This is a genomic window from Deinococcus depolymerans (genome assembly GCF_039522025.1).
Taxonomy (GTDB): domain Bacteria; phylum Deinococcota; class Deinococci; order Deinococcales; family Deinococcaceae; genus Deinococcus; species Deinococcus depolymerans.
Map to the genome: position 1 here is coordinate 30369 of NZ_BAAADB010000019.1, position 24645 is coordinate 55013.

General features: G+C 70.9%; 29 protein-coding genes. 15 read left to right on the forward strand and 14 right to left on the reverse strand.

Annotated elements, in window-relative coordinates; genetic code table 11:
• Positions 1-76: 76 nt before the first annotated feature.
• Entirely contained in the window at positions 77-622 is a 546-nt protein-coding gene (locus ABDZ66_RS10370; RefSeq protein WP_343758524.1) for a hypothetical protein, read from the forward strand.
• A gap of 355 nt (positions 623-977) precedes the next feature.
• Positions 978-2027, forward strand: a complete 1050-nt coding sequence (locus tag ABDZ66_RS10375) for an alpha/beta hydrolase family protein (protein ID WP_343758527.1) — start codon at positions 978-980, stop codon at positions 2025-2027.
• 3 nt (positions 2028-2030) lie between these two features.
• Here ABDZ66_RS10375 and ABDZ66_RS10380 read toward each other — a convergent pair whose 3' ends face one another.
• Genes ABDZ66_RS10380 through ABDZ66_RS10400 form a run of 5 tightly spaced genes read right to left on the reverse strand, consistent with a single transcriptional unit; the run spans position 2031 to position 5052 of the window.
• Positions 2031-2627 (reverse strand): nitroreductase family protein, encoded by a 597-nt coding sequence (locus ABDZ66_RS10380; protein WP_343758529.1) that lies wholly within the window; start codon positions 2625-2627, stop codon positions 2031-2033.
• 18 nt (positions 2628-2645) lie between these two features.
• Positions 2646-3335: a hypothetical protein gene (locus ABDZ66_RS10385; protein WP_343758531.1), complete on the reverse strand. Its 690-nt coding sequence runs from the start codon at positions 3333-3335 to the stop codon at positions 2646-2648.
• Positions 3332-3913, reverse strand: a complete 582-nt coding sequence (locus tag ABDZ66_RS10390; RefSeq protein WP_343758533.1) for an HAAS signaling domain-containing protein — start codon at positions 3911-3913, stop codon at positions 3332-3334. The genes ABDZ66_RS10385 and ABDZ66_RS10390 overlap by 4 nt, the downstream gene beginning before the upstream one ends.
• The gene (locus tag ABDZ66_RS10395) at positions 3910-4224 is read right to left on the reverse strand and encodes a PadR family transcriptional regulator (RefSeq protein WP_343758535.1); all 315 of its coding nucleotides are present in this window, start codon (positions 4222-4224) and stop codon (positions 3910-3912) included. Before ABDZ66_RS10395 ends, ABDZ66_RS10390 begins: the two co-directional genes overlap by 4 nt.
• Positions 4225-4281: 57 nt before the next feature.
• On the reverse strand, positions 4282-5052 hold the full coding sequence (locus ABDZ66_RS10400) for a TatD family hydrolase (RefSeq protein ID WP_343758537.1): 771 nt from the start codon (positions 5050-5052) through the stop codon (positions 4282-4284).
• A gap of 91 nt (positions 5053-5143) precedes the next feature.
• Here ABDZ66_RS10400 and ABDZ66_RS10405 point away from each other — a divergent pair, with 91 nt between their 5' ends.
• From ABDZ66_RS10405 to ABDZ66_RS10415, 3 genes are read left to right on the forward strand one after another with little or no spacing between them, the layout of a single operon-like run.
• Positions 5144-5755, forward strand: coding sequence for a hypothetical protein (locus tag ABDZ66_RS10405; RefSeq protein WP_343758539.1), 612 nt, complete (start codon positions 5144-5146; stop codon positions 5753-5755).
• A 15-nt stretch (positions 5756-5770) separates the two neighbouring features.
• Entirely contained in the window at positions 5771-6670 is a 900-nt protein-coding gene (locus tag ABDZ66_RS10410; protein ID WP_425544422.1) for an LptA/OstA family protein, read from the forward strand.
• Between the two features lie 9 nt (positions 6671-6679).
• On the forward strand, positions 6680-7720 hold the full coding sequence (locus ABDZ66_RS10415) for an LptA/OstA family protein (protein WP_343758541.1): 1041 nt from the start codon (positions 6680-6682) through the stop codon (positions 7718-7720).
• Here the strand turns inward: ABDZ66_RS10415 and ABDZ66_RS10420 are convergent.
• Complete coding sequence (locus ABDZ66_RS10420) at positions 7692-8603, reverse strand: lactate/malate family dehydrogenase (protein ID WP_343758543.1); 912 nt, start codon at positions 8601-8603, stop codon at positions 7692-7694. The two genes, ABDZ66_RS10415 and ABDZ66_RS10420, sit on opposite strands and share 29 nt — an antisense overlap.
• Positions 8600-9064 (reverse strand): universal stress protein, encoded by a 465-nt coding sequence (locus tag ABDZ66_RS10425; RefSeq protein ID WP_343758545.1) that lies wholly within the window; start codon positions 9062-9064, stop codon positions 8600-8602. The genes ABDZ66_RS10420 and ABDZ66_RS10425 overlap by 4 nt, the downstream gene beginning before the upstream one ends.
• A gap of 154 nt (positions 9065-9218) precedes the next feature.
• Between ABDZ66_RS10425 and ABDZ66_RS10430 the strand changes: the two genes are divergently transcribed.
• Positions 9219-10679: an MBL fold metallo-hydrolase RNA specificity domain-containing protein gene (locus ABDZ66_RS10430; RefSeq protein ID WP_343758547.1), complete on the forward strand. Its 1461-nt coding sequence runs from the start codon at positions 9219-9221 to the stop codon at positions 10677-10679.
• A 99-nt stretch (positions 10680-10778) separates the two neighbouring features.
• The gene (locus ABDZ66_RS10435; protein ID WP_343758549.1) at positions 10779-11270 is read left to right on the forward strand and encodes a thioredoxin-like domain-containing protein; all 492 of its coding nucleotides are present in this window, start codon (positions 10779-10781) and stop codon (positions 11268-11270) included.
• 222 nt (positions 11271-11492) lie between these two features.
• Here the strand turns inward: ABDZ66_RS10435 and obgE are convergent, their stop codons facing one another.
• The 3 genes from obgE to rplU all read right to left on the reverse strand — a co-directional run bounded on the left by obgE (position 11493) and on the right by rplU (position 13606).
• Entirely contained in the window at positions 11493-12833 is a 1341-nt protein-coding gene (gene obgE / locus ABDZ66_RS10440; protein WP_343758551.1) for a GTPase ObgE, read from the reverse strand.
• Positions 12834-13016: 183 nt separating this feature from the next.
• Complete coding sequence (gene rpmA / locus ABDZ66_RS10445) at positions 13017-13289, reverse strand: 50S ribosomal protein L27 (protein ID WP_055363609.1); 273 nt, start codon at positions 13287-13289, stop codon at positions 13017-13019.
• Between the two features lie 14 nt (positions 13290-13303).
• Positions 13304-13606, reverse strand: a complete 303-nt coding sequence (gene rplU, locus ABDZ66_RS10450) for a 50S ribosomal protein L21 (RefSeq protein ID WP_343758554.1) — start codon at positions 13604-13606, stop codon at positions 13304-13306.
• A 417-nt stretch (positions 13607-14023) separates the two neighbouring features.
• On the opposite strand from rplU, the gene ABDZ66_RS10455 reads away from it, so the two are divergent.
• The 6 genes from ABDZ66_RS10455 (at position 14024) to ABDZ66_RS10480 (ending at position 18985) form a co-directional block, all read left to right on the forward strand.
• The gene (locus ABDZ66_RS10455) at positions 14024-14386 is read left to right on the forward strand and encodes a DUF1232 domain-containing protein (protein WP_343758556.1); all 363 of its coding nucleotides are present in this window, start codon (positions 14024-14026) and stop codon (positions 14384-14386) included.
• 34 nt (positions 14387-14420) lie between these two features.
• Positions 14421-15083: a response regulator transcription factor gene (locus ABDZ66_RS10460; RefSeq protein ID WP_343758558.1), complete on the forward strand. Its 663-nt coding sequence runs from the start codon at positions 14421-14423 to the stop codon at positions 15081-15083.
• 8 nt (positions 15084-15091) lie between these two features.
• Complete coding sequence (locus tag ABDZ66_RS10465; RefSeq protein WP_343758560.1) at positions 15092-16480, forward strand: sensor histidine kinase; 1389 nt, start codon at positions 15092-15094, stop codon at positions 16478-16480.
• A gap of 43 nt (positions 16481-16523) precedes the next feature.
• Entirely contained in the window at positions 16524-17327 is an 804-nt protein-coding gene (locus ABDZ66_RS10470; RefSeq protein ID WP_343758562.1) for an NTP transferase domain-containing protein, read from the forward strand.
• 108 nt (positions 17328-17435) lie between these two features.
• Positions 17436-17672 carry a ferredoxin gene (locus tag ABDZ66_RS10475; RefSeq protein WP_343758564.1) on the forward strand — a complete coding sequence of 79 codons (237 nt, stop codon included), beginning with the start codon at positions 17436-17438 and terminating at the stop codon, positions 17670-17672.
• 377 nt (positions 17673-18049) lie between these two features.
• Positions 18050-18985 carry a magnesium transporter CorA family protein gene (locus ABDZ66_RS10480; protein WP_343758566.1) on the forward strand — a complete coding sequence of 312 codons (936 nt, stop codon included), beginning with the start codon at positions 18050-18052 and terminating at the stop codon, positions 18983-18985.
• Positions 18986-19213: 228 nt separating this feature from the next.
• On the opposite strand, the gene ABDZ66_RS10485 is transcribed toward ABDZ66_RS10480, so the two are convergent.
• The 4 genes from ABDZ66_RS10485 to ABDZ66_RS10500 form a co-directional block, all read right to left on the reverse strand.
• Complete coding sequence (locus ABDZ66_RS10485) at positions 19214-19570, reverse strand: DoxX family protein (protein ID WP_343758568.1); 357 nt, start codon at positions 19568-19570, stop codon at positions 19214-19216.
• Between the two features lie 132 nt (positions 19571-19702).
• Positions 19703-20467: a ribonuclease PH gene (gene rph / locus ABDZ66_RS10490; protein ID WP_343758570.1), complete on the reverse strand. Its 765-nt coding sequence runs from the start codon at positions 20465-20467 to the stop codon at positions 19703-19705.
• Complete coding sequence (murI, locus tag ABDZ66_RS10495) at positions 20464-21348, reverse strand: glutamate racemase (RefSeq protein ID WP_343758572.1); 885 nt, start codon at positions 21346-21348, stop codon at positions 20464-20466. Before murI ends, rph begins: the two co-directional genes overlap by 4 nt.
• A gap of 27 nt (positions 21349-21375) precedes the next feature.
• A complete protein-coding gene (locus ABDZ66_RS10500; protein ID WP_343758574.1) occupies positions 21376-22599 on the reverse strand; it encodes an aminotransferase-like domain-containing protein in 1224 nt (407 codons plus the stop codon).
• A 140-nt stretch (positions 22600-22739) separates the two neighbouring features.
• Here ABDZ66_RS10500 and fba point away from each other — a divergent pair, with 140 nt between their 5' ends.
• Together fba and ABDZ66_RS10510 are read left to right on the forward strand one after the other, a co-directional pair.
• On the forward strand, positions 22740-23657 hold the full coding sequence (gene fba, locus ABDZ66_RS10505) for a class II fructose-1,6-bisphosphate aldolase (RefSeq protein ID WP_343758576.1): 918 nt from the start codon (positions 22740-22742) through the stop codon (positions 23655-23657).
• Positions 23658-23894: 237 nt separating this feature from the next.
• A complete protein-coding gene (locus ABDZ66_RS10510) occupies positions 23895-24581 on the forward strand; it encodes a hypothetical protein (RefSeq protein ID WP_343758578.1) in 687 nt (228 codons plus the stop codon).
• The last annotated feature ends 64 nt before the right edge of the window (positions 24582-24645 follow it).

A 24645-nucleotide genomic window follows, 5' to 3' on the forward strand; every position in this document is an offset into this window, starting at 1 on the left:
ATTCTCAGATGGATCTCAGGTCATCCGCCGGGCGGATCACACCCGCCCGTCAGGTCCGTCCCGTACCCTGAAGGTCATGCGTTCCGTCCTGCCTGCCCTGCTGCTCCTGAGTGCCGCCCTGGTCGCCTGCCGACCCCAGGAGGTCCGCCCGCCGGACGCCTACCCGCTCGGCGGGACCGTGTCCGGCACCTGGGGAGACAGTCCCCGCCTGCGGCTGGCGCTGGTCGGGACGGGCATTCCCGGCGCCCTGACCAACAACAGCGCCGTCCCGCAGAACGTGGTGGCCAGCGCCCCGAACAGCTGGCAGTTCGGCTTCGACCTGCCCGCCCCCGGCCTGTTCAACGTGGCCGGCGTCTACCAGGTCGTGGTGTTCAACGACGCCAACAACGACGCCCGCTACAACGTGGGCGAGACGGTCGCCCGCAACCGCCTCTGGCTGGTGGTCAGCCCGGCCGACGCGACCATCCCGGCCGTGACCCTCCCGGACTTCCTGGGCGGTGCCGAGGCGCTGCCCGCCATGACGGTCCGCCGGGGCTGGAACCTGTACGACCAGTCCCGGCCGCTCGGCAGCGGCAACCCCAGCGCCTTCACCACCCTGTCCGGCTATGACCTGAGCCGCTGACCCGCCCCCACCGCCGGAACCGCCGGCCGGGCGGTGGCGTTGCCCGCCCGGAATCCGCTCTGCTCCTCCTCGCTCTGCGGCGCAGCTCTCCGAGTCGCATCCGCTCGGATTGAACGGGCTTTGCAGCCCATTCAATCCGAGTCCGTATGAGAGACCGCTCTCCGGCACCTCAAGGCTGGACGGTCGGCCCGCTCGCAGTGTGACCCGCTGCCTCCCCCTACGGTGAGGCCATGAGTCTGCCCCGCACACCGCCGGCCGTGGCCACCCGGACGCCGGCTGATACGGATTCCGTTTGTTTCGTTAACAGATCGGTGCGTTGGCGGGGCGTGAACGCAACAGACGGAATCCGTACCACATGCGCCGCCTGACCCGCCTGCTGCTGCCGGCGCTGCTGCTCGGCGGGACGTACGTTGCCGTTACCCGGCCCGACAGCCTGCCGTTCCAGCGGCCCGCGCCCACGCCCGCGGGCCGCGCGGACCCGGAGACAGTGGAATCCGGTGGGGAGGCCGGCACCGGACCCCTCCAGAACCTGAGCGACACCGCGCTGAAGGCGGCCGTGGCCCGCAACCCGGTCAGCATCCAGGCCCTCAAGGCCCGCGAGTACCCCGGCAGCGCCCTGACCGTGCGGCAGACCCTGGCGGCGGGCAGCACCTACACCCGGCAGGTCGTGAGTTACCAGTCCGAGGGGCTGCGCATCAATGCGCTGCTGACCGTCCCGCGCGGCACGCCCCCGCAGGGAGGCTGGCCCGCCATCGTGTTCAACCACGGGTACATCCCGCCCGCCGAGTACCGCACCACGCAGCGCTACGTGGCGTACCAGGACGCCTTTGCCCGCGCGGGCTTCGTCACCCTGAAAAGCGACTACCGGGGGCACGGCAGCAGCGAGGGACAGGCCCTGGGCGGCTACGACGACCCCGGCTACACCGTGGACGTCCTGAACGCCGCCGCCAGCCTGCGGCGCGACCCGCGCGTGAACCCCGACCGCCTGGGCCTGTGGGGCCACTCCATGGGCGGCCAGCTGAGCCTGAAAGCCATGATCGTGGACCCCCGCCTGAAAGCCGCGTCGCTGTGGGCGGGCGTGATCGCCAGCTACGACGTGCTGGCGACCGACTGGAACCCGCCCCCCGGCGAGCCGCGCACCCTGGACGCCCTGAACCGCCGCTACCTGCGCCTCCTGAGCCCCAACGCCTACCTGCAGGAACTGAACGGGCGGCCCATCCAGCTGCACCACGGCACGAACGACGCCGACGTGCCGTACTCGTTCCAGAAGAAGCTCGCGGACGACCTGAGAAACGCCGGGCAGAGCGCCGAGGCGTACCGCTACGAGGGCGACAACCACAACCTGTCCGGCAACCTGCGCGTCGCCCTGAACCGCAGCGTGCAGTTCTTCAAGGAGAATCTGTAGGGGTCACTCCACCCAGGTCACCTTGTCGGCCAGGGGCACGCGGCTCGCGGACGGCAGCTCAGCCGCCGGGTAGCCCAGCACCAGCAGCCCCATCAGCTTCGGCGCGCCCAGCGCCTGCGCCGCCACCGGACTGACCATCACCGGGCCGCTCACCCACTTCCCGACCAGCCCGAACGCCGTCGCCGCCAGCCACATGTTCTGCGCCGCGCACGCCAGGGCCGCCTGCTCCTCCCACTCGGGCATCTTCGGCTTCTCGGGCATGTGCAGTTCCAGGCTGATCCACAGCGGCGCCCGCCACGCCCGCGCCCGCTGCGCCTCCAGCGCCGATTCGCTGTCCCGGTCCGGCGCGGTACCCGCCGCGTACGCCTGCGCGAACACCTCAGCCAGCCGCGCGCGCCCCTCACCCGTGAACACCGTGAACCGCCACGGCTCGGTACGCCCGTGATTCGGCGCCCAGATCCCCGCCTCCAGAATCGCTTCCACCACCTCACGCGGCACCGCGTCGGGTTTCAGCAGACCGATATCCACCGTGCGGCGCGCACGGATCACATCCAGCACCGTCAGGGCAGCGGGGGGAAAGGCAGCGTCCAGCGTCGTCATGCCCCCACTATGCCGCGCTCACCGCGCGCCGCGCCACGCCTTCCCGGCCAGGGTCAGCGCCTCACGCGGACGCTTGAGGTAGGCACCGAGCAGCGACCCACCCAGCGCTGCCGCCAGCAGAAGCGGTTCCGTCACCACACTCGGTGCGAACACCGGCAGACTCAACGCGAATCCCAGCGGCGCGAACAGCGTGCCGTACATGCGACGCAGCACTGCCGCCGACCGTACGGGCTGACGCCGGATCAGCTGCTGCACTCCCTCCAGCAGCGCCAGTTCCAGCGCGAGCAGGACCGGCACGACCCAAGTAAAGTTCCTTGATCCCAGCAGCGCGGGCAACCCCGGCCAGCCGCAGACCAGCCAAGTCAATAGGGCCACAGCCCCCACGCCCCACAGCGCCCTCCTCCAGAGCGGCATGCGTTGCTTCACGCCATCCGTCAGCAGGCGGCGCATCTGCCCGTCCCGCTCCAGCCACGCCACGTCCGCCCGCGTGAAGAACTGCCCCTCCAGCGCCGCCCGAACCTCGGCCGCCGGACCCAGTGCCGCCAGCGCCTCCCGGATGGCCGCAGCGTCCGGCTCACCCGGCGCCACGGCCTCCAGCACATGCCCGGTCAGGTCTGCCCGGATCCGCGCCGCCGAATCCTCCGGGAACGGCGCCGTCACCTCATCCAGATAGGCGGCCAAATCCGCGCTCAGATCAGCCGGAGTCACGCTCGGCCCCCGAGGGTCAGGGTGCGCCGCATCCGGCGGGCCTGTTGCATGGTGTCGACCAGCCATACCACCCATAGGACTGGCAGCAGCCATAGGATGGCCCCAAAGGAGGGCGGATCACCCAGCCACGCCTGCACGCTCCAGCCCAGCCACAAGGTGAAGTTGAAGAGCCACTGTCCGGCCGTGGCCAGCAGGAGATTCCTGACGGGCTGTGGTTCGCTTCGTACGAGCAGCCACGCTGGGCAGGCCAGCACGAGGGCGGTCGTCGCTGCAACAGCTTCGACATCCTGTTCAAACCACAGCGCGGCCAGTCCGTACCATGCGACCAGTAGCAGCATGAACCACCACACCTTTGGCCCCTGCACGTTCCTGAGTTCCTGATCTGTGGCGTAGGTGCGCCGCAGCGCGCGGTTGACGTGCGCGGGGTCGCCCAGGGTGGCGATGGCTTCCGGTTCGGTCAGTCCGCTGTGCATGGCGTCCTGCACGTGAGCGTGGTACTCGGCGGTCATGCGGTCCCGCGCGGCGGGGGCAAGGTCGCGCAGCGCAACGTCCAGCCAGTGGTTCAGCGGGCCGGTCATGCGTTGCCGCCCAGCACGGCCTGCACGGCGCCGACCTGGGCCTGCCAGTCGCGGCGGGTGCGGGCCAGCGCGGCGCGGCCCTTGTCGGTCAGGCGGTATTCGCGGCGGGTGCGGCCGGCGACCTCGTGTTCCTGGCTTTCGATGAGCCCCTCGGCTTCGAGGGCGTGCAGGGCGGGGTAGAGGGCGCCTTCGCGGGCGCGCAGGAGGCCTTCGCTGCGGGTGTTGATGGCCTGGGCGATGGCGTAGCCGTGTTCGGGCTGGCGGTCGAGGACGGCCAGGATGAGCAGGCGGAGTTGCTCGCGGGCGTTCATGCCTGCACGATACCTCTGGTTTGGATGCATCTCAAGTCGAGGTATCGTGCCCGACCGTCAGGTCAGTGGCAGACGGTAGGCGCGGCGGGTGTTCGCGTCCGTCGCGGCTTCCAGTTCGGCGGGGCTCAGGCCGCGCAGGGCCGCGATGAACTCCAGCGTGTGGCGCACGTAACCGGGCCGGTTGGGCTTGCCGCGTTTGGGTACGGGGGACAGGAAGGGCGCGTCGGTTTCCAGCAGCATCCGGGGCAGGGGCAGGTCGCGGGCCGCCGCCTGGATCTCCTGCGCGTTCCTGTACGTGGTGTTCCCCGCGAACCCGAAGTACGTGTGCTCGCCGCGCTCCAGGCCGAAGCGCAGCAGTTCCGGGTGCCCGCTGAAGCAGTGCAGGATCACCGGCACGTCCGGCCACGCGCGCAGCACGTCCATCACGCCCCGATGGGCGCTGTCCTGCCCGGCCTTGTCCCGCGTGTGAATGACCAGCACCTTCCCGCTGCGCCGCGCGAGGTCCAGCTGCCACTCGAACGCCGACACCTGCGCGGCGCGTTTCGTGTCGTCCCAGTAGTCGTCCAGGCCGCTCTCGCCGATGCCCACCACGCGCGGGTGCCCGGCGAGCGCCTCGATCTGCGCGCGGGCGTCCGGGCTGTCCTCGTCGGTGTCGGTGGGGTGCAGGCCGACCGTGGCGTACACGTCTTCAAACTGCTCGGCCAGCGCCACGGCGTTCCGGGCGTGCTGGGGGCTGGCGCCGATGCAGACCATGGCGTTCAGGCCCAGTTCGCCGCGCGCGCCGGCCGGATCGTCGATGTAATCCAGGTGGGTGTGAGAGTCGATCATGCCGCCCAGGGTAAGCGCGTGGCGTGCGGGGCGTGGTGCCTCCCACCCAATCCCCACCACTCTCATGAGAGGGGCGCGCTAGAGTGCGCCCGTGCAGAAACTCGGCCTGTACGCCCTGACGGGCATCCTGGGGTTCGCCCTGATCTTCGCGCTGCTGCCCGGCGCGAACCGGGCGACCGTGCCCACCGGCGCGGTCCTGTCCGGCGTGCAGCTCACGCTGTACCCGTCCCGCGACCCGGACGCCGTGTGGCAGTTCCGGGCGGGGCAGGTCACGAACGACCCGCTGCTGGGCGAGACGCACCTGACCGAGCTGGGCGAGGGGCAGCGGTTGCTGCGCGAGCGGGACGCCTCGGGCCGCCTGACGGACCGCCAGACGCTGGACGCCACCCTGAGCGCCCCGGACCTGACCATCGACGGGCAGGACAACATGACGACCCGTCAGGCGCGCATCACGCTGGTGCAGCAGTGTGCCGACATCGACCTTCAGGGCACCGAGCAGACGCCCGTGAAGATCGAGCAGGGCAGCGGCTTCAGCGCGCCGGTCGCGGAACTCGACTCGCCGCTCATGACCGGACACGTCGAGAAACTCCGCATGGGCTTCGACTTCAACATCGAGGATTCCGACAACGCCAACTCGACCCTGCAATACGACCTGGACGGCACGGAACGCTGCGAGAACGGCCAGCGTGTCCCCGGAGCCTGACCTTCAAGGAGTCCCATGATGAACCGCACCAAGACCCTGTCCCTGCTGGCCCTCCTGACCGTCACCGCGCCCGTGCTGGCGCAGGCCGACGCCACCAACCGCCTGATCACCATCCAGGGCGGCCCGCGTGGCGACGTGCGTAACGGACCCCTGACCTTCACCGGCAGTCCCGTGAAGGCGAAGGTCAGCACCCTGAACATTGAGGCCTCGCAGGCCGTGCTGGCCGCGCCCAAGGGCACGCCGCTGATCGAGGCGAAAGGCAAACGCACCGCGAACTTCACCGGCACCGTGAAGGTCACGCGCGGCCGCCTGACCGCCAGCGGCAGCGCCCTCGCGTACGACGAGACGACCGGGCAGGGCGTCCTGAGCGGCAACGCCAGCGCCACCTTCGTCCCCGAGAAGAAGGAGGACGGCGACACCGTCACCATCAAGGCCGCGCAGATGAGCCTGGACGTGGACAACAACGTGTCCACCAGCACGGGCGGCGTGACCCTCTCCACCGGCACGCAGGACGGACAGGCCGAGAAACTGGTGTTCGACGAGGACCGCGAACTGGCCCAGCTGACCGGCAAACCCAGCCTGACCCGCGCCGCCCGGGGCAACCAGAAGGAACTGGTCATCACCGGCCAGGAGGTCCGCGCGCTCACCAAGACCAAGACGCTGTACGTGCGCGGCAGCGTGAAACTCGTGCAGGGCACCACCACCACCACCGGCGACGCCGTGTACTACGACGACCGCAGGAACGTGGCATACGTGGTCGGGAACGCCGTCAGCGTGGACAGCAAGAGCAAGGTGACCGTCAAGGCCCCCGCCAGCGGTTACCTGGAGCAGCGCACCGACCTGGGCCGCGTGCGCGCCCTGAACTCGGCGTACAAGGTTCCGGCCGAGCAGTTCAAACTGCGCGGCGAGAAGTAAACTGCGCGCATGCCCCGCACCCGCCTGACCGTCACTGCACTCCTGACCGCGCTGCTGGCGGTCACGGGCGGGTGGCCGGGCGGGCGGGCGCAGCAGGCCGAGCCCAGTCCACCCGCCCCCATCCAGAGCGCACCCGCTGAGGCCGCCCCCGCGCCGACCACTCCGGACGCCGCGCCGGACGCCGGGGCCGAGCAGTCCAGCCTGACCCTGGTGCGCCGCAGCGAGAAGGACGGCAAGGACCGCCGCATCGAGATCGTCAAGACCGGCACGGACGACACCACGGGCGTGTTCGCGCTGTGCCAGCCGCTCCCGGACGACCCGGAGGGAGCACCGACCCTGGCGGTGTTCAGCGAGACCGGCGCGGGCGGCGTGCAGATCACCATCGACAAGAACGTGATCCGCGTGCCGCTGGCGGTGGTCACGCAGAACGCCCCGAAAGACGGGCAGGACGGCAGCGACGGCCGCGTGGAGGCCAGCGCCGGAACGGGCCGCTTCCTGGAACGTGGGGAGGTGCCGCCCGACACCACCGACCGCCTGACCCGCTGCGAGGTGCAGGCCATCCCGAAACCCGCGCCGGACACCGTGACCGTCACGCAGGGCCGCACGGAGCTGAAGGGGCAGAAACTGGTGTACGACAGCGCCGACGGCATCGCCCGCATCGACGGGCCGATCACGTTCACGCGCCGCAGTGACACCGACCCCCTGAACGGCAGGAGTGACCGCATCGAGGTCAGCGTGGACGACGAGAAGACCACCCTGGTCGGCAACGTCGAACTGAAATCCGCTGGCGGACGCACCAGCCGCGCGGCGCGGGTGGAGTACGACGACACCCGCAACGTCGCGCGGCTGTACGGCACGCCCACCCAGCCAGCCGAGAGCGTCAAGGGGGGCGACACCCTGCGAGCCGGTCTGATCGTGTACGACCTCGACCGCAACGAGGTGTACGCCATGAAGGCCGAGGGGGGCACCATCACGGGCGAGTTCACGGACTCGGACCCGGCGCCCCCCAGTCCGGCGCCGGTCAGTCCAGGGCTGCCAGCGCGTCCCTGAGCACGGCGGCGCTGCGTTCCAGTTGCTGGCGTTCCGGTCCGGTCAGCGCCGGCGGGATGGTGTCCAGCACGCCGCCCCGGCCCACCACGCGCGGCAGGCTCAGGCTCACGCCGAATTCCGGGGTGGGGGCGCTGACGGTCAGGATGCCGCGCCGGTCACCCAGCACCCGCTCGGTGATGCGGGCCAGGGCCGCGCCGATGCCGTAATAGGTGGCGTGCTTCCCGGCGATGATCTGCGCCGCCGCGCCGCGCGTGTCCGCGTCGATCTGCGCGCGGATCTCCGGCGTCCACTCGCGGCCGCGCGCCGCCATGAAGTCCGCGACCGGCAGGCCCGCCACGCTGGCGGTACTCCAGGCCAGGACCTCGCTGTCGCCGTGCTCGCCCAGCACGTGGCCGTGCACGTGCGTGCCGTCCACCCCGGCGTGCCCGGCGATCAGGTGCCGGAAGCGGGCGCTGTCGAGGACCGTCCCGGACCCCATCACGGACGCGCCGGGTGCCAGCCTGGCGGTCAGGTCCGTCAGGACGTCCACCGGGTTCGTGGCGATCAGCAGCGTCGCGCCGGGCGCGGCGGCGACCACCTGCGGGATCAGCTCACGGAAGATGGCGGCGTTCTTCTGCAGCAGGTCCAGGCGGGACTCGCCGGGCTTCTGGTTCGCGCCGGCCGCGACGATCACCACGGCGCTGCCCCGCAGGTCCGTCAGGGGGCCGCTGCCCACCCGCGCGCCGTGACTGACCGGCGCGGCGTGCGCGATGTCCTGCGCCTCGGCCCGGGCGCGCGCGCCGTTCTGGTCGGTGAGGATGATCTCGCTGCACGAGCCGCGCAGCGTCAGGGCGTACGCGGCGGTCGCGCCGACCAGTCCGGCCCCGACCACCCCGACTTTCACCCGCGCACCTCGCGGCGCACGGTCAGGACCGGGATGCGGCTGCGGGCCACGATCTTCTCGGCGGTGCTGCCCAGGAAGAAATGCTCGATGGCGCCCTGCGCGTGCGTGCCCACCACGATCAGGTCCGCGTTCCAGCGGTCGGCGGCGTCCAGCACGCCGGTCACGGGATCCCCGACCATCAGTTCGGTCTCCTCGTCCGCGCGGGCCAGCTGCGCCATGCGGGCGGCGTCGGCGTCCTCCAGGGTGTGCAGCAGGGCCGGGTCGGGCATGGCGGCGCTCACGCCGCCCATCAGGTCCGGCGCGGCGGTCACGCGGGCGTCGGTCACGTGGACCAGCCGCAGGGTCGCGCCGGCAAAGCGGGTGCGGGCGACCTCCAGGGCGTGCGCGGACGAGTCCGAGAAATCCACGCCCACCAGGACGCGCTGAAAGCTGCTGGTCGCTGCCGCTTGGTGCTGGGTCATGCCCTGAACGTACACCCCGGCCCGGTCCGGCCCGCCGGAACATGAATGTCCCATGAAGGCCCGGGGCGGATGGTGCCCCGCCGATCCCACCCCGTCGCCGCTTTCACCCCCGTGGGGGGCCGTGACGCCCGGACCCCGGGCGGTACACTGGCCCATGAGACTCCAGAGCTTCGGGGCGGCCCTCACGGTCACCGGCAGCATGCACCTCCTGACCGTCGGCGAACGGCACGTGCTGATCGACTGCGGCCTGTTCCAGGGCAACGACGAGCTCGAGGCACGCAACCGTGAGCCGCTGCCCTTCGACGTGGCGGGCCTGGACGCCGTGATCCTCACGCACGCGCACCTGGACCACGTGGGCCGCCTGCCGCTGCTGGTGAAACTCGGCTACCGCGGGCCCATCCACTGCACCGAACCGACCGCCGCGCTGGCCGAGACGGTGCTGCTGGACTCCGCACGGCTGCAGGTGGACGGCTACCGCCACGACCTGCGCCGCGCCCGCCGCCAGGGCATTCCCGACGATCAGGTGCCGCCCCCGCTGTACGAGGAGGAGGACGTGCACCGCGCCCTGGCCCTGCTGCGCCCGGACCTGCGTTTCGCGGAGACGGTGCGCGTGGCCGGGCTGCGCGTCACGCCCCAGCGGGCCGGGCACATCCTGGGCAGCGCGTACCTGCTGATCGACACCGGCGACGCCCGGCTGATCATGAGCGGCGACCTCGGCAACCGCGAGAGCGGCCTGCAACTGGACTTCACGCCGCCGCCCCCCGCGGACGCCGTGGTGCTGGAAAGCACCTACGCCAACCGCACCCACCGCCCCTGGCCGGCCACGCTCGCCGAGTTCCGCGACGCGCTGCGCGACGCGGTGCGGCAGGGTGGCAAGATCCTGATTCCCAGTTTCGCCATCGAACGCACCCAGACGATCCTGCACACCATCAAGGGACTGATGGACGCCGGCGAGGTCCCGCGCATCCCGGTGTTCCTCGACTCGCCCATGGCGGCCCGCGCCACGCACGAGTACTTCGAGTACGGCGACGAACTGATCCCGGAAGTCCGGGACGCCCTCCAGGCCGGCGAGGACCCCTTCCGGCCCGGCACGCTGCACGTCGTGCCGACCAGCGCCGAGTCGCAGCGCATCAACCGCTACGACGGCCCCGCGATCATCCTGGCCGGGAACGGCATGATGACCGGCGGGCGCATCCAGCACCACCTCAAGCATCACCTCTGGAAACCCAGCACCAGCCTGATCAGCGTGTCGTACCAGTCCCCCAGCAGCCTCGGGGGGCGCATCGTGACCGGCGCGGACCACGTGCGCATCATGGGTGAGGAGATCGCGGTTCGCGCGCACGTGTACACCATCGGCGGGTTCTCCGCGCACGCCGACCAGGACGACCTGCTGGCCTTCCTGGACACGGCGGGCCGGCCCCACGTGTGGCTGGTGCACGGCGAACCGGACGTCATGGACTCGTTCCTGCCGGTCCTCGCGGCGCGCGGCCTGAAGGGCGACATCGTCCCGGACCGGCAGCCGGTGGACCTGACCGGCCCCGGCTACCCGGACGGCCGCCCCCCCGGCTTCGTGCCTGCCTCCCCGCGCGGCGCGCACGCCGAGGCGGGCGAGTAGCGCGGGCAGGCCAGCAGGGAAGGGGGCGGGCGGGCCGGGACGGCCAGGGGAGACATGCCCCTGGGCAGCGCCCACAGCGGCGCGCTACGCTGAAGGACCATGAAACGTGCCCTGCCCTTCCTGCTGCTTGCCCTGACTGCCTGCGGTTCCAAAGGCATCGAGGGTGTCCAGACCTTCACGTACCCGGCGGGCGACCACCGCAGCGGCTCACTGAAATACGCCGAGAATCCCCCGGCCGGCGGGCCGCACAACCCCTCGTGGCAGAACTGCGGGGTGTACAGCAGCCCCCTGTACAACGAGTACGCGGTGCACAGCCTCGAACACGGCGCAGTGTGGATCACGTACCGCCCGGACCTGGACGCCGCCGGGCTGGACACCCTGAAGAACCTGGTGGACGGCCGCCCCTACACGCTGCTCAGCCCCTACGAGGGCCTGGACACCCCGGTCGCCATCAGCGCCTGGGGCGCGCAGCTGAAGGTGGAGAAGCCCGACGACGCCCGCCTGAAGGCCTTCCTGGACAAGTACGAGCAGGGCGCGACCGCCCCGGAACGCGGCGCGGCGTGCAGCGGCGGGTACAGCGGCACCAGCTGATACGGACTCCGATTGAATGGCTTACAAAGCCGTTCAATCCGAGCGAAGCGAGTGGGAGAAAACCGGGTTCCGGGCGTGGAGCTGGCGACCCGGTGGGGTTCCGATCTGTCAGCGAAACAGACGGAATCCGTATGAGCGGCACACACGGAGACGGACTCCGCTTGAAAGGGGAGGGGCCGGAGGTGGAATTCGTTCCCCTCCGGCCCCCCTTCCGGGTCAGGTTCAGCCCTTGTTCTCGTCCTCGTCGAAGTACTCGAAGCGGTGCGGCCCGATCTCGACGGTGTCGCCCTCGCGCGCCCCGGCGCGTTTCAGGGCGTTGTACAGGCCCTGGCGTTTGAAGACGTTCCCCAGGTACTCCGAGGCTTCTTCCAGGTAGCGCGAGAAGCGCACGATGCGTTCCTCGAAGCCCCCGCCGATGACCTTCCAGACCCGCTCCGGCTGGCCGTCGTTGATGATGCCCACGCCCTGCGCGGCCGGGTCGATGCGGAACTCGATGCGCAGCGGTTCCTCGCGCACCACGTCCGACTCAATGTCCAGCGCGTGCGTCTGCGCCCACAGTTCCCGGTCCGGCAGCAGCTGGAACAGCGACTCGCGCAGTTCGTTCAGGCCCTGACCTTCCTTGGCGCTCACGCGCAGCACCGGCAGGCCCGACCCGATCAGTTCGTCCTCGACCATCACGGCCAGGTCCTCGTCGACCAGTTCCACCTTGTTCAGCGCGATCAGCGCCACCTGCTCCAGCAGCGTGGGGTCGTAGGAACGCAGCTCGGCCTGCAGTTGCGCCAGTTCGCCCACCGGGTCGCGGGTCACGTCCAGCACGTACACCAGCACGCGCGTGCGGCTGATGTGCCGCAGGAACTCCAGGCCCAGGCCCTTGCCCTCGCTGGCGCCCTCGATGATGCCGGGAATGTCCGCCAGGGTCAGGCGCTCGTCGAGCGGGCTGCCGTGCGCGTCCACGCGGTCCACGACGCCCAGGATGGGCGACAGGGTCGTGAACGGGTAGTCCGCGATGGCCGGGTTGGCGCGCGACAGGGCCGCCAGCAGGCTGCTCTTGCCGGCGTTCGGGTAGCCCACGAGGCCCACGTCCGCGATCAGGCGCAGTTCCAGGCGCACGCGGCGCTTCTGCCCCGGCGTGCCCAGTTCCGCGAAACGCGGGGCCTGACGGGTGCTGCTGGTGAAGGTGCTGTTCCCACGCCCGCCCAGACCGCCGCGCGCGATGACCTTCTCCTGCCCGACCCGCACGAGGTCCGCGATGACCTTCCCGGTCTCCTCGTCGAAGGCGGTCGTGCCGACCGGCACGTCGATGTAGATGTCCTCACCGTCGGCCCCCTGGCGCAGGCGGCCCTCGCCGTACGCGCCGTTCGGGCCCTTGAACTTGCGGCGGCCCAGCAGCCGCTCCAGCGACTCGACGCCCTCGATGGCGCGCAGGATGATGCTGCCGCCCTTGCCGCCGTGCCCGCCGTCCGGGCCGCCCTTCTCCATGTACTTCGCGCGGTGGAAGGACATGCTGCCGTCCCCGCCGTTGCCGGCGGCCACCTCGATATTCAGAACGTCACGAAACGCCACTGCACTCACCTCTCCCTTCGGGGCAAGGTGCGTGCCGCGCGGCACCGTCCTCACCCTGCTTGATTCGTTGCGGCCCTGCGGCCCCGGCCCGCGCGCGGGTCATGAACCCGGCAGACCGTAAAAAAGCGCCCCACCCTTCACCGGGGCAGGGCGCTGAACTGCCTGAAAACCCGAGACCGGGACTCAGTCAGCGGCGAGTTCGGTCGGCACTTCGATGCTGATGAAGCGGCCCTTGGCGCCACGGTTCGTGAACACGACCTTGCCGTGCTCGAGTGCGAACAGGGTGTGGTCGCGGCCCATGCCCACGTTCGGGCCGGCCTTGAACTTGGTGCCGCGCTGGCGGACCAGGATGTTCCCGGCCAGCACCTGCTCGCCGCCGAACTTCTTCACGCCCAGGTACTTGGGCTGGCTGTCACGTCCGTTCTTGGACGAACCTACGCCTTTCTTGTGTGCCATGTCGGTGTCCTCCCTTAGCCCTTGATGCCCAGAATCTTGATGGCCGTGTAGTCCTGGCGGTGGCCAGTGCGGCGGCGGTACTGCACGCCGCTCTTGTACTTACGGATGTAGATCTTCTCGCCGCGGCCGTGCTCGACCACTTCGGCGTTCACGACGAACTTGGCAACGGCGTCGCCGAACAGGGCCTTGTCGCCGCCCACGAAGAGAGGGGCCAGGTCGAGCTTGTCGCCCGCTTCGCCTTTCAGGCTCTCGACGCGGATCACGTCGCCTTCCTGAACGCGGTACTGCTTCCCGCCGGTCTGAATGATTGCAAACATTGTGATTCCTCCTGCCGCACGGCCGGGAATCGCTGCCCCGGACGGCTTGGACCTTGTCGCGCACCCGCACAAGCGGGTCACCAAGCAAGCACTGTACCACAGCACGGGGCGAATCGGTAGACACGAGAACACACCCGGCCGTCCGGAACTCAGGCGACGGAAGGCGGGGTCTCAGGCAGGCCACACCGGGAACCCGGCGCGCGTGGCGCGGCCTGGGGGGGTGTGAATTGCGTGCGTGTTCCCGTCTCCCGTGAACGTGTCCTCGCGGTACACGTGGACTCGCCGCGGCGAGCCGGTGATTGCCTGACCTCCAGCGCTGCGCCGGCCCCGGTCAGGGGCGCGCTCACAGCGGACCCCCCCAGCATACCACCCCGGCGCGGGCGCAACGCCCGCCCCCCGGACCGCGTACCGAGGGTCGTGATTGCACGTATCCGCTCGGGCTGGCGCGACTCGCTGGCCCTGCTGTTCGCCCTCGGGGACCGCCGCACGCCCGCCGGGGCCAGACTCATGGCGGCCCTGGCCCTCGCCTACGCCCTGCTGCCGCTGGACCTGCTCCCGGACCTGACGCCGGTGCTGGGTCTGGCAGACGACGTCCTGATCGTCCCGACCCTGCTGGCCCTGGCCGCCCGCACCCTGCCCGGACCCGTGCTGACCGAGGCGCGCACCCGCAGTCTGCGCGTGCAGCGCCGCCTGCCCTGGCTGATCCCCACCGGAATCGCCGCCCTGCTGCTGCTCATGGCCCTCGGCGGCTGGCTGCTGTGGCGGGCCGTGAGCGGCTAACCACCCCTTAACCGCCGCGCTTAGACTGAACGGCATGAGACTGCTGCTCGTGGAGGACGACGCCCGCATCGCGCAGCCAACCCTGGGGGCGCTGCGCGAGGCCGGGTACGCCGTCACGTGGGCGCAGACCGGCCCGGAAGGACTGGAGGCCGCCGCGCTGGGCGAGTTCCCGCTGGTGGTGCTGGACGTCATGCTGCCCGGCATGGACGGCTTTCAGGTGGCGCGCGAACTGCGCGAACAGGGCGTGGATTCGGCCGTGCTGTTCCTGACGGCACGCGGGGAACTGGATGACCGGGTGCAGGGCCTGGACCTGGGCGGCGACGCGTACCTCGTCAAGCCGTTCGCGGTGCCCGAACTGCTGGCGACGCTGCGGGCCCTGTCGCGCCGCGAGCGGGGGGCGGGCGCACCCCGCGTGGCGTTCGCGGCGGGGCGCGGCACGCTGGACAGCGTGGCCCGCACGGTCACCTGGGACGCGCAGGAGGTCGCCGTGACGGGCCGCGAGTACGCGCTGCTCGAAGCGCTGGCCCTGTCGCCCGAACGGTGGTTCACGCGCGAGGACCTGATCGACCGCGTGTGGGGCCCGGAATTCGGCGGCGAGGCGCGGATCGTGGACGTGTACGTGCGCTACCTGCGGCGCAAACTGGCCCCCGAGGCGATCAGTTCCGAGCGCGGACGCGGATACCGCGTGGAACGCTGAGGGCCCGCGTGCCGCTGACCCTGCGGGCGCGGCTGGCGCTGTGGGCCGCGCTGGCGACCGGACTGGCCGTGGTGCTCGTCGCGGCCGGGCTGTTCGTGTCCGTGAACGGCTTCCTGCGCCAGGCGCAGGAGCAGCGGCTGCTGAGCGTGGTCGGGGCCGTGCAGGGCCGCGTGGAGGCGCTGCTGAGACCCGCTGAGGACGCCGACCTGCTGGGCGCGCTGCTGGGCGTGGCGACCGTGTCGCAGTCGGACCTGGAACGCCTGGCGGACGCCGTGGACCGCCGGGGCGTGGAACTGCGGCTGGTGGCCGTTCAGCGGGGCGAACTGACGTCGGTGGGCACCCGCTCCTTTCCCGGCGGGGTGCCGCTGACCCTGCGGCCCGGCCCGGGCGGGTACCTGAGCGCGGACCGCGCCCACCTGATCCTGGTGCGGCCCCTGCGGGGCGACGCGCTGCTGCAGGTGGCCGTGGACGCCCGGTCCCTGTCGGAGGCCCGGCAGGCATTCACGCAGGCGCTGACGTGGCTGCTGCCCCTGGCACTGCTGCTGTCCCTGCTGGTCGGGTGGGTGGTGGCCGGACGGCTGCTGCGGCCCGTGCGGACCCTGGAGAACGCCGCGCGGGCCGTGGGCGAGGGCGGGGACCTGCGCCGCCCCCTGCCCGGCGCGGGCCACGGGGACGAACTGGCGCGGCTGGCACTGACCCTGCAGCAGAGCTTCGCGCGGCTGGCAGACGCCCGCGAGCGCGAGCAGGGGTTCCTGCGGGCCGCCGCGCACGACCTGCGCTCCCCGCTGGCCGCGCTGACCGCGCGGGTGGAAGGCACCCTGGCCCGCGACCGCGACGCCGCGCGCTACCGCGCGGACCTGCAGGAGATCGGGACGGACATCACGCGGCTGTCCACCCTGGCCAACCACCTGCTGCTGCTGGCCCGCGACCCGGGCGCCGTGCAGCGCGCGCCGGTCCCGCTGCGGGACCTCGCGGCGGACGCCGTGGACCGCGCCCGGGAACTGGACCCCCTGGCCGACGTGGACCTCGCCGCGAGCGGGCCGGTCACGGTGCCGGGCGACCGGGTGCTGCTGGGGCAGGCCATCTGGAACCTGACCACCAACGCCGTGCGGCACGCCCCGCAGGCGACCGTGACCGTGACCGTGCAGGCCACCCCGGGCGGCGCGACCGTCACCGTGCGCGACGACGGCCCCGGCGTGGACGCCGCCACCCTGGCCCGCCTGGGCGAGGCCTTCTACCGCCCGGACGCCAGCCGCGCCGCCGACGCTTCGGGGGTGGGTGGGCACGGCCTGGGGCTGGCGCTGGCACGGCACGTGGCGCAGCTGCACGGCGGCACGCTGGAACTGCGCAGCGCCCCGCGGCAGGGCTTCACCGCCACGCTGCACCTGCCGGGCTGAGCTGCTCGCCGGCACGCGGCGCGGTCTGCTACCCTGGGCGGCAATGACACAAACGGATGCAACGCCCTGGAGCGCCGTGGTGCTGGGCGGCGGTGACCCCGGCGATCCGTTCGCAGCGGCGCACGGCGTGAAGGTCAAACCCCTGATTCCCGTGGCGGGCGAGCCGATGGCGCTGCACGTGCTGCGCGCCCTGCGCGGCAGCGGCCGGGTGGGCCGGGTGGCCTACGTCGGCCCGACCACCCCCGCCCTGGACCTGCTGATCGACGGGCGCGTCACGGACCACGGCACGCTGCTCAGCAACCTGGAGGCCGGCGTGGACGCCCTGCGCGCCGCCGGTCTGCGCCCGGGCGAGCGGGTGCTGGTCGTCACGGCGGACGTGCCCATGCTGCGGGCCGAGGAGGTCCGCAGCGTGCTGGACGCCGCGCCGCCCGGGGCGGGCCTGGTGTACCCGGTGGTGCGGCGCGAGGTGTGCGAGGCCGCGTATCCCGGCGTGAAACGCACCTACGCGCGACTGCGTGACGGGACCTTCACGGGCGGGAACCTGTTCCTGCTGGACCCGGCCCTGATCGGGCAGTTCCTGCCGAGGCTCCGCGAGGTCCTCGCGGCGCGCAAGGCCCCGCTGAAACTGGCGGGCCTGATCGGTCCCGGCGTGCTGCTGCGACTGGTGACGGGCCGCCTGAGCGTGGCGGCGCTGGAGGCGAAGGTCTCGGCGCTGCTGGGCGTGCCGGCGCGGGCGCTGATCACCCCGCACGCGGCGGTGGGAACCGACGTGGACAAGGACGCGGACCTCACGCTGGCCGAGGCGCAGCTGACCGGGCGCCCGGTCGCGGCCCCGCCCGGACACTGAACCGCGTCCCAATCCTGACCCGGTGGGTCGGTTTTGCCCGCCTGAACGTCAAAAATCCTGTCTGCTCTGCCCTTGCGGCGAGGCGGACAGGTGTGCATACTGTTCCTCATGCCTCACGTGATCGTTAGCCCCTGCATTGGCGTCAAGGACCAGGCCTGCACCGAAGTCTGCCCGGTGGAATGTATCTACGACGGTGGCGACCAGTTCCTGATCCACCCCGACGAGTGCATCGACTGCGGCGCGTGCGTGCCCGCCTGCCCCGTCAGCGCCATCTTCCCCGAGGAGGACGTCCCGGGCGGCGAGGAAGACTTCATCGTCAAGAACCGCGCCCACTTCGGCCTGTAAGCCGGACCCCGGTTGAACGGGTCACAACCGTTCAGTCCGGGCGTGGCGTTGGCAATCCGGTGCTGTTCCGGGTTGAGGCCGACACAGACCGAATCCGTGGAACGCCCGCCGCCCGCCCCGACCCTCACCCGCCCGGTGGGGGTCTTTCCGTGCGGCGCGCGGCCCCCGCGCTTGCCCCGCCCGCCCCCGCAGGGCTAGCATGACCGGCGCTGCGCCCGCAGGTGCGCCCCAGGAGGTGACAGACGTGAACCCCGAACCGCTGGACGCCGAACCGCCCAGTTCCGACCGACCGCCCCGCCCGGTCGGCACGTCCAGACCGGCTCTCCCGCACCCCCTGGAGGACCCGCCATGCACCACACACACCCGGGCCGCGCCGCATGCTGACCTACTACCGCAGCATCGGCGGGAAGCTCACCAGCACTGACGGGTACACCGACGGCTGCTGGATCAACGCCGCCGAACCGACCGCCGAGGAACTCGCCCGCGTCGCCCGCGAGACCGGCCTGGACCTCGACTACCTGTCCTACCCGCTCGACCCGGACGAACGCTCCCGGTTCGAACGCGAAGACGGGCAACTGCTGATCATCATGCAGACCAGTTACCGCCTGCCGGAAGAGAGCGACATTCCCTACGACACCGTTCCGCTGGGCATCCTGCACACCGACCACTGCATCGTGACCGTGTGCGCCCTGCCGGAGAACCCGGTCATCAAGGACGTGCTCGGCGGGCTGGTGCGGCGCGTCAGCACCAGCAAGAAAAACCGCCTGACCCTGCAGCTGTTCCTGCGCAACGCCCAGCGCTTCCTGATCGACGTGCGGCAGATCAACAAGCGCGTCGACGCCATCGAGGACAAGCTGGAGAACAGCCAGCAGAACCGCGAACTGCTGAACCTGCTGAAACTCGAAAAGAGCCTCGTGTACTTCCTGACCGGCCTGAAGGCCAACGAGGCCATGATGGAGCGCGTCAAACGCGACCGGATCTTCGAGATGTACGAGGAAGACAGCGACCTGCTCGACGACGTCCTGATCGAGAACCTTCAGGCCATCGAGATGGCGTCCATCGCCAGCAACATCCTGACCAGCATGGCCGGCGCCTTCGCCAGCGTGATCAGCAACAACGTCAACCAGGTCGTGAAGGTCCTGACCGTCACCACCATCCTGGTCGCCATTCCCACCCTGGTCACCAGCATCTTCGGCATGAACGTGCCCGTCCCGTTCCACGACAGTCCGGAAGGCATCTGGATCGTGCTGGGCCTCGCCGTGGCCCTCGCGGTCGCCGTGGCCGGCGTGTTCTACCGCCTGCGCGTGCTGTGATACGCACTCCGATTGAATGGGCTGTAAAGCCCGTTCAATCCGAGCGGATGCGACTCGGAGAGCTGCCCCGCAGAGCAGGAGAAAAACGGGTTCCGGACGTGGAGCCGGCAATCCGGTGAAGTTGCGGATTGTTGGCGAAACAAACGGAATCCGTATGAGGGGGTGATGGTGAATGGGTGATGGTTGACAGAGGGTCGCCCCTTCCGTCAACCATCACCGTTCAACCTTCTACTCCTTACTGACGTACAGCAGCGCCCCGAACAGCGCGAGGTTCTTCAGGAACTGCGTCTGCTGCTGCGCGCGGTCCTTGCCGTCCTTGTCCCAGAAGGGATGGCCGATGACGGTGGTGGGGATCAGGCTGGCGGCCAGGGCCACGCTGGCCGCGCGCGGCGCGAGGCCCAGCGCCATCAGCGCCCCCGCCCCGACCATGACGCCGCTGTTCACCTTGACCGCCAGTTCCGGTTCCGGCACTTCCGCACCCCGCGCGGCCCGCACGATGGGGTCCGGGTTCTGCAGGTGATCGAGGCCGCTCTTGATGAAGATGCTCGCGAGCAGCGCCCGCCCGATGAATCTCGTCACGCTCATGGGTAACCTCCTTGGAACTTGTCCCGGAGTCTAGCGCAGCCGCCCGCCCCGCCCCGGTGGATCAGGCACGCCAGACGTTCACGCGCCCTGAAGGACCGGCCGCACCCGGAAAGGACCGCGCGGGCCCGGCCGTCACATGCCCTGAATGACCGACAGCTGCCGGGTCAGGTCCGCCATGACGCCCTGCACCGCGAACGCCCCGGTGGACAGCAGCCGCACGTACTCCTCCTGCGTCAGGGCGCCCTCCTCGGCGCCGCCCTGCACCTCGATGATCAGCCCCGTGTCGGTGGCGACCACGTTCAGGTCCGCGCGGGCCACGCGGTCCTCGGCGTAATCCAGGTCCACGCGGACCTCGTCGCCCAGCAGGCCCACGCTGATCGCGCCCACGTTGTGCGCGATGGGCCAGTCGGTCAGCTGCCCCTTCTGGATCAGGCGGTCGCAGAAGTCATGCAGCGCCGCGTGCCCCGCCAGGATGCTCGCCACGCGCGTGCCGCCGTCCGCGACCAGCACGTCGCAGTCCACGTACAGCGTCTGGTTCCGGAAGGGCCGCAGGTCCATGCTGGCCCGCAGCGCCCGCCCCAGCAGCCGCTGGATCTCGTAGCGGCGGCCGTCCTGCAGGTTCCGTTCGCGTGCCTGCCGGTCGGTCGTGGCGCGCGGCAGCATGGAGTACTCGGCGGTCAGCCAGCCTTCCTTGCTGCCCCGCATGTGCGGCGCGGGCTTGTCCTGAATGCTGACGGTCGCCATGATCTCGGTGCGGCCCATGATCAGGTGCGCGCTGCCCGGCGCGTGCGGGTTCACGCCACGCTTGACGCTCAGCGGGCGCGGTTCGAGAAGGGTGCGGCCCTCACGGACCGGGAGGGGCGGGACTTTGCCGGAACTCTTGGATGCAGTACTCATGTCTGGATGGACTCAATTCTGGGCAGCGGCGGGGCCGCCCGGTTGGATTGACCGTCAGTATACCCGCCCGCGCCGATCCCCCCGGCCGCCATTCCACCCGCCGCCATTCCACCGGCCGCCAGCAGCGCCGCCATGACCGGCGCCGCCCGCGCGGCGTCCCCCGTCACCACGAAACGCTCCTGGCCTCCCGACTCCCGCCCGGACAGCGCCCCGCACCCGGCCAGGACGCGCCGCGTGTGCCGCGCGACGGCCGGCCCGCTGTCCAGCAGCGTGAACGTGTCCCCGAACTCCGCGCGGATACTGCCCGCCAGGAACGGGTAGTGCGTGCAGCCCAGCACCAGCTCATCGGCGCCCGCCTCGGCCAGCGGCGTCAGGACCTCGCGCAGCACCTCACGCGCCCGCGCCGAGTCCGCCTGCCCCGCCTCGACCAGCGGCACCAGCTCGGTACTCACGGCCTTCAGGACCTGCACGCCCGCCGGGTCCGCGAACTCCCGGATCACGTCGGCCAGCAGCGTCCCGCGCAGGGTGCCCGGCGTGGCCAGCACGCCCACCACGCCCGAACGGGTCGAGAGCACCGCCGGTTTCACGGCCGGGACCAGCCCGATGATCGGCAGGTCGAAACGCGACCGCAGGTGCCCCAGACTGAATGCCGACGCCGTGTTGCACGCCACCACCACGCCCTTGACGCCCCGCGCGTGCAGCGCCGAGACCGCCCGGTCCGTCAGGTCCCGGATCTCATGGTCAGGGCGCGCCCCGTACGGCACGTGCGCCGTGTCGGCCAGGTACAGCAGGTCCTCGCCCGGCAGGGCGCGGCGCAGGTCCGCCAGGATACTCAGGCCCCCCACGCCACTGTCGAACACGCCAAGCGGTGCGTCACTCATCCGCCCTGATGATACGGGACCGCCGTCTCAGCGTTCCGCCAGCGCCTCGCGCAGCGTGTCACCCAGCGCGCCCATGCCCTGCGTGATCTGCTCCGGCGTGGCGTTGCTGTAACTCAGCCGCATGGTGTTCTCGCCGCCGCCCAGCGCGTAGAAGGGACTGCCCGGCACGTACGCGACCTTGCGCTCGACCGCGCGGGGCAGCAGCGCCTGCGTGTCCACGCCTCCCGGAAGGGTCAGCCACAGGAACATGCCGCCCTCGGGGGTCGTGCACTGCACGCCGTCCGGGAAGTCCGCGCGGATGCGTTCCAGCATCAGGCGGGCGCGCTCGCCGTACGCCTGCCGCACCCGTTCGATCTGACGTGGCAGGACGTCCTGCACGAGTTCCGAGATGATCATCTGGTTGAAGGTGGGGGTGTGCAGGTCCGCGCCCTGCTTCGCCTGGATCAGTTTATTGATGACCGGCGCGGCCGCCTGCACCCAGGCGTCCCGCAGGCCCGGCACCAGCGTCTTGCTGAACGAACTGGAGTAGATGACGTGGTTGCGGTCCGGGTCGCCGTGCAGTTCCAGGCCCAGGCTGTACAGGCTGGGCGCGGCCTCACCCGTGAAGCGCAGCTGCCCGTACGGGTCGTCCTCGATCAGCAGGACGCCGAAGCGCGCCGTGAGTTCCACCAGGCGGCGGCGACGCTCGGCGCTCAGGGTGCGCCCGGTGGGATTCTGGAAGTTCGGCACGGCGTACAGCAGTTTCGCGCGGGTGGTGTTCAGCACCTCCTCCAGCGCGTCCACGTCGATGCCGCCCTCGTCGGTGGGCACCTGCACGTAGCGCGGCTGGTACGGCCGGAACGACTGCAGCGCGCCCAGGTAGGTGGGCGCCTCCACCAGCACCACGTCCCCCTCGTCGATCAGGACCTTGCCGAGCAGGTCCAGGCCCTGCTGGCTGCCGGTCACGATCTGCACGTTGGCGGCCGGAATGCCGGCCTGCGCGCCGATCCACTCGCGCAGCGGCGGGTGCCCCTCGGTCGTCGAGTACTGCAGCGCCGCCGGGCCGTACACGTCCAGCACGCGGTTGCTCGCGGCGCGCACCTCGTCCAGCGGGAACAGTTCCGGCGCGGGCAGCCCACCCGCGAAGGAGATCACGTCCGGCCGCTGCGTGATCTTCAGGATCTCGCGGATGGCGCTGGCATTCATGCCCTGCGCGCGGCGCGACAGCCGGGTGGACAGGTCGAAGGGGAGCGGGACAGGGGAAGCGCTCATGCCTGTCATGGTAGTGGCTGCGCGGCCCTGTCTACCCCGACCGGCCCTGTCTACCCCGACCGGCCCGGTCGTGTGGACGGCCCCCGCCGGTCGGACCGGCCGCGCCGGGTAGAGTAGAAGGCGCTCAAGGAGGTATTCACATGCTCGTCACCGGTAATGACATTCTGGTTCCCGCCCGCGCCGGCAAGTACGGCGTCGGCTCGTTCAACACCAACAACATGGAGATCACCCAGGCGATCATCCACACCGCCGAGCGGCTGCGCAGCCCCGTCATGGTGCAGATGAGCGAGGGCGCCATCAAGTACGGCGGCCAGGACCTCGCCAACATCGTCATCGATCTGGCCAGGCGTGCCACCGTGCCCGTCGCGCTGCACCTCGACCACGGCAGCTCCTACGAGTCGGCCCTGAAGGCCATCAAGATGGGCTTCACGAGCGTCATGATCGACGCCTCGCACCACGACTTCGAAGGCAACGTCAAGGAAACCAGACGCGTCGTGGAGGCCGCGCACGCCATGGGCATCAGCGTGGAAAGCGAACTCGGCCGTCTGGGCGGCATCGAGGAACACATCGTCGTGGACGAGAAGGACGCCTTCCTGACCGATCCCGAGGAAGCCGTGCAGTTCATCGAGCAGACCGGCACCGACTACCTCGCCATCGCCATCGGCACCAGCCACGGCGCCTTCAAGGGCAAGGGCCGCCCCTACATCGACCACGCCCGCATCGAGAAGATCGCCGGCCTGACCGGCATCCCCCTCGTCGCGCACGGCAGCAGCGGCGTGCCGCAGGAGATCGTGGAACGCTTCCGCAAGGCGGGCGGCGAGATCGGCGACGCCGCCGGCATCGCCGACGAGGACCTGCAGCGCGCCACGGGCTTCGGCATCGCCAAGGTGAACGTGGACACCGACCTGCGTCTGGCCAGCACCGTCGGCATCCGCGAGGCCCTGATGGCCAACCCCAAGGAATTCGACCCCCGCAAGATCTTCGGACCGGCCCGCGACGTCATGAGCCAGGTCATCGAGCACAAGATGCGCGTGCTGGGCAGCGTCGGCAAGGCCTGAACACCGACCTCCGCCGCGGCGGAGCAGGAAAGGAGGGAGCCGGGAACCGCGCCGCAGGGCACGTTCCCGGCCCCCTCCTTCCCGCTGCAGGGCGCGCCGGCCACACCCGCCCCTGCCAACCTGACGGCCCGCTGACGCCCTCCTCAGGAATGAGGGCCCCTTCGGCGGGGAATTCTCACCATGCCGCACTATGCTCGCGAGTGCATGAAGGTGGCCTGGCCTCTCCCCGCAGTAGTGATGACGCTCGGCCTGCTGATCAGCGGCCTGGGCCGCGGCGCCTCCACGCCGCCCGCGCTGCCGGCCGGTTGGCAGCCGCGCCTCGCCGCGCTGCTGCCCGCCACCTCCCAGACCGCCACGCTGCTCGAGCGGCGCCCCAGCATCTCCACCGTCGAGCTGCAGTTGCGGGTCGCCAGCGTCGGCGGGAACCCGGAAGCGCTGCAGCAGGTGATCGTGAACGCCGCGCGCGGCCTGCAGCCCACCTACGACGAACGCCTCGGCATCTCCCGCGAGGAGTTCAAACGGTACGTGGTGTTCCAGGAGGTCCTGGCGTCCACCGGGAAGTCCTTCCGGCTGGCCGTCACCCGCGACGCCAGCCACGTCACCTTCGGGGACGGGCCGTACATGGACGGCGTGCTCAGGGGCGTCAGCATCGACCTGAAAACCGGCGAGATGCGCGGCCCCGAGGGCTTCAGTGCGCGCCCCACCACCGTCACGCCCAGCGCCGCGCCCGACCGCGGCCTGGATGTCCGCAGCGGCTTCCAGTGGCGCATGACCGGCAGCAACGCCACCACCGGCAACGGCGTGCGCGGCACCCTCAGCCTGCTGCACCTCAGCAGTGGCCGCGTGGTCCTCAGTTACACCCGCACCAGCATGATCCGCCGCGCCGTGGACACCGGCGAACTGATCGTCGAGTACACCCGCTGAAGCCCGGAGCGCACCGGACGCTGACCCCCGCCTGACCGCAGCTCAAGGCTTCCTCACCGTCCCT

What these genes read in the sequence shown, in the direction of transcription:
- ABDZ66_RS10380 (WP_343758529.1), bottom strand. Translation starts at nt 2,627, where the DNA reads ATGACGACGCTGGACGCTGCCTTTCCCCCCGCTGCCCTGACGGTGCTG.
- ABDZ66_RS10460 (WP_343758558.1), top strand. Translation starts at nt 14,421, where the DNA reads ATGAGACTGCTGCTCGTGGAGGACGACGCCCGCATCGCGCAGCCAACC.
- ABDZ66_RS10430 (WP_343758547.1), top strand. Translation starts at nt 9,219, where the DNA reads ATGAGACTCCAGAGCTTCGGGGCGGCCCTCACGGTCACCGGCAGCATG.
- ABDZ66_RS10395 (WP_343758535.1), bottom strand. Translation starts at nt 4,224, where the DNA reads ATGAACGCCCGCGAGCAACTCCGCCTGCTCATCCTGGCCGTCCTCGAC.
- fba (WP_343758576.1), top strand. Translation starts at nt 22,740, where the DNA reads ATGCTCGTCACCGGTAATGACATTCTGGTTCCCGCCCGCGCCGGCAAG.
- ABDZ66_RS10375 (WP_343758527.1), top strand. Translation starts at nt 978, where the DNA reads ATGCGCCGCCTGACCCGCCTGCTGCTGCCGGCGCTGCTGCTCGGCGGG.
- ABDZ66_RS10425 (WP_343758545.1), bottom strand. Translation starts at nt 9,064, where the DNA reads ATGACCCAGCACCAAGCGGCAGCGACCAGCAGCTTTCAGCGCGTCCTG.
- ABDZ66_RS10400 (WP_343758537.1), bottom strand. Translation starts at nt 5,052, where the DNA reads ATGATCGACTCTCACACCCACCTGGATTACATCGACGATCCGGCCGGC.
- ABDZ66_RS10470 (WP_343758562.1), top strand. Translation starts at nt 16,524, where the DNA reads ATGACACAAACGGATGCAACGCCCTGGAGCGCCGTGGTGCTGGGCGGC.
- ABDZ66_RS10415 (WP_343758541.1), top strand. Translation starts at nt 6,680, where the DNA reads ATGCCCCGCACCCGCCTGACCGTCACTGCACTCCTGACCGCGCTGCTG.
- ABDZ66_RS10500 (WP_343758574.1), bottom strand. Translation starts at nt 22,599, where the DNA reads ATGAGCGCTTCCCCTGTCCCGCTCCCCTTCGACCTGTCCACCCGGCTG.
- murI (WP_343758572.1), bottom strand. Translation starts at nt 21,348, where the DNA reads ATGAGTGACGCACCGCTTGGCGTGTTCGACAGTGGCGTGGGGGGCCTG.
- ABDZ66_RS10510 (WP_343758578.1), top strand. Translation starts at nt 23,895, where the DNA reads ATGACGCTCGGCCTGCTGATCAGCGGCCTGGGCCGCGGCGCCTCCACG.
- rpmA (WP_055363609.1), bottom strand. Translation starts at nt 13,289, where the DNA reads ATGGCACACAAGAAAGGCGTAGGTTCGTCCAAGAACGGACGTGACAGC.
- ABDZ66_RS10390 (WP_343758533.1), bottom strand. Translation starts at nt 3,913, where the DNA reads ATGACCGGCCCGCTGAACCACTGGCTGGACGTTGCGCTGCGCGACCTT.
- ABDZ66_RS10480 (WP_343758566.1), top strand. Translation starts at nt 18,050, where the DNA reads ATGCTGACCTACTACCGCAGCATCGGCGGGAAGCTCACCAGCACTGAC.
- rph (WP_343758570.1), bottom strand. Translation starts at nt 20,467, where the DNA reads ATGAGTACTGCATCCAAGAGTTCCGGCAAAGTCCCGCCCCTCCCGGTC.
- ABDZ66_RS10370 (WP_343758524.1), top strand. Translation starts at nt 77, where the DNA reads ATGCGTTCCGTCCTGCCTGCCCTGCTGCTCCTGAGTGCCGCCCTGGTC.
- ABDZ66_RS10410 (WP_425544422.1), top strand. Translation starts at nt 5,771, where the DNA reads ATGATGAACCGCACCAAGACCCTGTCCCTGCTGGCCCTCCTGACCGTC.
- ABDZ66_RS10485 (WP_343758568.1), bottom strand. Translation starts at nt 19,570, where the DNA reads ATGAGCGTGACGAGATTCATCGGGCGGGCGCTGCTCGCGAGCATCTTC.
- rplU (WP_343758554.1), bottom strand. Translation starts at nt 13,606, where the DNA reads ATGTTTGCAATCATTCAGACCGGCGGGAAGCAGTACCGCGTTCAGGAA.
- ABDZ66_RS10435 (WP_343758549.1), top strand. Translation starts at nt 10,779, where the DNA reads ATGAAACGTGCCCTGCCCTTCCTGCTGCTTGCCCTGACTGCCTGCGGT.
- ABDZ66_RS10475 (WP_343758564.1), top strand. Translation starts at nt 17,436, where the DNA reads ATGCCTCACGTGATCGTTAGCCCCTGCATTGGCGTCAAGGACCAGGCC.